Here is a 2,739-nt window from a genome sequence, read left to right as displayed (position 1 = left end):
TTATTGCAACCCAGGTCATCGACTGGTGCTGCGCGTCGACTTCATCTTTGGCCTCGCGCCCACCACGACCCTGCGCAAGCATGTGGCGGATCTGGAGGCCAGCACGACAGCACGCTTCGAAGCGTCGGCCAAGAGAGGCAAGGTCCGCATGTCCAAGGAGCTCATTGACGGCGCCCGCGGCGCGGCCGGGCCGGCAGCACTCAGGCGACTATAACGGGCGCAGAGCCGACCCTGCGGCTTCCAGACATTGTCGTGTACAGCTTCAGACCCTCAAGCCGAGCCCGCATGGCCTCGCTTACCTTTTACGGGGCGGCGGTACGTCCAAGCCGGTTCAACAGTTAAGAATTTCGCAAAGACGATACCCCCGGATCCTCGATCTTCCGCTGCCACTTCCCGCATTCGCCGAGGCGGTCAATGACCCGCCCTTCACAAGGTTATCCGGCAAGCATCTGGATGCGAGAGATAATGTTGCCGGAAGCATCTTTCATGGCTTCTACACCTGCCTGAACGCCAGAACCGCGTTCGTGCCGCCAAAGGCGAAGGAGTTGCTCAGTGCCACGCGCACCTTGCGCTCGCGTGCCACATTGGGCGTGACGTCGAGATCGCAATCGGGGTCCAGCTCACGATAATTGGCAGTCGGCGGGACGACGCTCTCGCGGATAGCCATCACGCAGGCGATCAACTCGAGCGCGCCGGACGCGCCGAGGCAATGCGCGTGCATGGACTTGGTAGAAGAAATGGACATTGAGAAGGCGTGCTGACCGAAGACGCGCTTGATCGCCGCCGTCTCGATCTGGTCGTTGGCCTTGGTGCCGGTGCCGTGCGCGTTGAGATAGTCGACATCCTCGGCGTCCAGCCTGGCATCGGCAAGGCAGGCCCGCATTGCTGCCTCCGGCCCCTCGACAGTCGGCGCGACGATGCCGGACGCATCGGCGGAAAGGCCGACACCGGCAATTTCGGCAAGGATGGTGGCGCCCCGAGCCAAGGCATGCTCGTAGCTTTCCAGCACCGCCATGCCGGCGCCTTCACCAAGCGACAGGCCCTGGCGATCGGCCGAGAATGGCCGGCAAGTATCGGGCGAAAGCACGCGGATCGCTTCCCATGCCTTCAGCACACCCCATATGAGCGGCGCTTCGCTGCCGCCGGCAAGCATCACGTCGGCCCGGCCGAGCCTGATCTGGTCCACCGCGCAGGCAATCGCATGGTTTGCCGAGGAACAGGCGGACGTGACGCCGAAGACCGGCCCGCGCAGGCCGAGACTCATGCTGACCTGGCCGGCAGCGGCACCCGGCATTGCCTTGGGTACAGTCAAGAGAGCGGCACGCTTACCGCCCAGAAGGATGGCGCGGTAGGTTTGCTCGATCGCATCCCACCCGCAGCCGCCAACGCCCACCGTCGCACCGAAGCGATAGCTATTTCCCTCTTTGGAGGAAAGTCCGGCCTGACGCATGGCTTCGCGCGCCGCAAGCACAGCGAGCAGGCTGAAGCGGTCCATGGAGATGAGTTGCTTGCTGTCGATGTCATGCTCCGGCAGGGCCTTGATCTCGGCACCGATCCTGACCCTCAATTCATGGAACTCGGAGTTGACGATTGGGCCGATGGCGGAGCGGCCTTCTCGCATCTCTGTCCAAATGGCGGCGGCGTTGGTTCCAAGCCCGCAAATCCCGCCAATCCCAGTAATCACGACGCGCCTGTCCATTCACACCCCCGTAGGGAGCAAGCTGCGCACGGCTTCCACCATGCCCCCAACATTCTGGAGATCCGACCATGCCTCGGCCGTATTCATCTCGATCTCGATGCCGTAGGCCTGCTCCAGGTCCCAGAGAACGTCCGCCAATCCCAGTGAATCGATACCGAGCGAAGTCAGTCCCGTGGCAGCCGTTATTTCGCCGCCCGTGGCAGGCGCTATGCCGCCCTCTGACGCGGCGCGCTTCTTGATCATTGCGATTATTTCGTTGGCGAGTTGATCTGCCATCTTGTTCCTTTCCAGCTTGCGTTTTCGGCGTCGTTCAAAACCCGAGTCGCGTCGCGTTGCCAAAATTGCCCCTCATAGAGCCTGTGCGCCGACCAAGCCCAATGCCCATAGGAACCGGACGAGTTCCGGCTTCTGCGGCGTCAGCCCGATGACGAAGAAAAGTCGCCGGCCTCCCGCTTTTGCGCCAGCACATCAAGAATCTGCGTGTAAATGGATAGGAACCGTCGTCAAACGTCAGCTAAACGCTGCGACGGTGGGTGCTGTCAGCGTATTCACTCGGCACCTCATATGTAATCGAGATGTTTCATAGCTCCGGACCAGTTGCGATCAACTATGTACCGGTCGCCATTCGTCGGAGAGTTCGACATGATTTGGAGCGCTGCCTCTCATTCCCAGTACAATCTCCACCGCACGCGACAGATTTCCTCTTTCGGGCTCTTCTCAAGGGACTCGCCACGCGATAGAGGCAGTGATCGGCGCACGTGAGGTCCTGCCAGGTCCATGCGACATTCCGGAAAATTGGTAAAATCGTTTGTTTCAATCAAATTCATCCACGCTATGGATAGCTAAGACATGCGTTTCAAAGGGCTCGATCTGAATCTTCTCGTCGTTCTCGACGCGCTGCTTAGCGAGCGCGGCCTCACGGCGGCGGCACGCAGCATCAACCTAACCAAATTCATGGGGGTTGGTGGATGTGGCGCAAGCCCGTTGAAATGACGTAGGATTTGGTTGCTTAAGCCGATCCGAAATTTCCCGGAGACCAC

General features: G+C 60.6%; 2 protein-coding genes and 2 pseudogenes. 2 read left to right on the top strand and 2 right to left on the bottom strand.

From position 1 onward, the window contains the following. Positions 1–214, top strand: a pseudogene (locus X727_RS0135205) (hypothetical protein); the annotation flags it as partial. A gap of 279 nt (positions 215–493) precedes the next feature. Here X727_RS0135205 and X727_RS135275 read toward each other — a convergent pair. Both X727_RS135275 and X727_RS135280 read right to left on the bottom strand, forming a co-directional pair. Then, positions 494–1,699: a beta-ketoacyl-[acyl-carrier-protein] synthase family protein gene (locus X727_RS135275; protein ID WP_023707447.1), complete on the bottom strand. Its 1,206-nt coding sequence runs from the start codon at positions 1,697–1,699 to the stop codon at positions 494–496. Continuing rightward, positions 1,700–1,975, bottom strand: coding sequence for an acyl carrier protein (locus X727_RS135280; RefSeq protein WP_023673543.1), 276 nt, complete (start codon positions 1,973–1,975; stop codon positions 1,700–1,702). 573 nt (positions 1,976–2,548) lie between these two features. On the opposite strand from X727_RS135280, the pseudogene X727_RS1000000168365 reads away from it, so the two are divergent. Continuing rightward, positions 2,549–2,650, top strand: a pseudogene (locus tag X727_RS1000000168365) (LysR family transcriptional regulator); the annotation flags it as partial. Between the last annotated feature and the right edge of the window lie 89 nt (positions 2,651–2,739).

Origin of the sequence: Mesorhizobium sp. L103C105A0 (assembly GCF_000502215.1) — a bacterium.
Classification (GTDB): domain Bacteria; phylum Pseudomonadota; class Alphaproteobacteria; order Rhizobiales; family Rhizobiaceae; genus Mesorhizobium.
This window is presented reverse-complemented; position numbering and strand designations above follow the sequence as displayed.

Coding starts and splice junctions, on each gene's coding strand:
- X727_RS135275 (WP_023707447.1), bottom strand. CDS start 1,699: ATGGACAGGCGCGTCGTGATTACTGGGATTGGCGGGATTTGCGGGCTT.
- X727_RS135280 (WP_023673543.1), bottom strand. CDS start 1,975: ATGGCAGATCAACTCGCCAACGAAATAATCGCAATGATCAAGAAGCGC.